Source organism: Sphingomonas sp. TF3, assembly GCF_003985085.1.
Classification (GTDB): Bacteria; Pseudomonadota; Alphaproteobacteria; order Sphingomonadales; family Sphingomonadaceae; genus Sphingomonas.
The window spans coordinates 1-522 of sequence record NZ_RWKS01000084.1 but is presented as its reverse complement, the minus strand read 5'-3'; the positions used below and the strand labels follow the sequence as shown (position 1 = coordinate 522).

At 58.8% G+C, this 522-nt stretch carries 1 protein-coding gene; it reads right to left on the bottom strand.

Annotation, left to right across the window (positions count from 1 at the left end; genetic code table 11):
- Positions 1-522, bottom strand: a 522-nt coding sequence (locus EJC47_RS21255; RefSeq protein ID WP_221885210.1) for an IPT/TIG domain-containing protein, incomplete at both ends; no start/stop codon positions are given.

The following is a 522-nucleotide window of genomic DNA, read 5'->3' as shown; positions in this document are numbered from 1 at the left end:
GGCCGCGACATAGGTGAACCGGTCACTCGCCGAGGTGGCGCTGGTGCCGCCAGGGGTAGTCACGGTCACGTCGACGGTGCCGCTGCCAGCCGGAGCGGTTGCGGTGATGCTGGTCGCGCTGACAACAGTGACGCCGGTTGCAGAGGTCGCACCGAACTTGACGGCGGTAGCCCCGGTAAAGCCGGTGCCGGTGATGGTGACCGCCGTGCCGCCGGCAGCGGGGCCGCTGGTCGGGCTAACGGCCGTTACGGTCGGTCCCGCGCTCGCTGGGGTACAGGTTAGGGTTAAAAATGCCGAAGAGTTGGAGTGCGCGGCAGTCGCGTCGTTGTTGGCGCTGCCCCCTGCGGTATATGTAAAATTGGAGAGCGCGTAATTATAATATCTGAATAAATTGTTGGATCCGATCGTGAAAGTCGCAGAATTTCCTGTTTGATTGAGGACGCTGCGAACAATGGATCCAGTATCGTCATATTCAAATGCGGAAAAATATCCTGTTCCGACGCGAGACGTCAATGTAAATTG